1 pseudogene is annotated in these 300 nt (G+C 70.7%); it reads left to right on the top strand.

What is annotated here, in order from left to right:
* Positions 1-300: pseudogene (locus PUR53_RS16275) on the top strand (hypothetical protein); the annotation flags it as partial.

Genomic DNA, 300 nt, shown 5'->3' with positions numbered 1-300 from the left:
CAGCGGTGATTCCGCCCTCGACGGGGTGTCCCTGTGGTGGATGTCCGAGGGAGCCGAGACGACCCGCCTGCTGAGGTCCGCCTCGCCCGACGGGCCGTTCACCGAGGTCAAGGGCCCCTGGGGCAACTCGGCGACCGATCACACCGCCCCGTACGGCGAGACCTCGTACGACAAGGTCGCGGTGACGGACGCGGCGGGCAACACCGCGTACTCGTCCGTGGTGTCGATCGCCAGGCCGCTGGCGGTGCCGTACCTGTGGAAGACGGAGAACCGTCCGGAGGACGGCGGCGGCGTCGATCT

The sequence above is a fragment of the Streptomyces sp. SP18BB07 genome (assembly GCF_036322545.1).
Lineage (GTDB): Bacteria > Actinomycetota > Actinomycetes > Streptomycetales > Streptomycetaceae > Streptomyces > Streptomyces deccanensis.
Note: the sequence above shows the minus strand (reverse complement) of the source record. Positions and strands in the feature narration are given on the sequence as shown.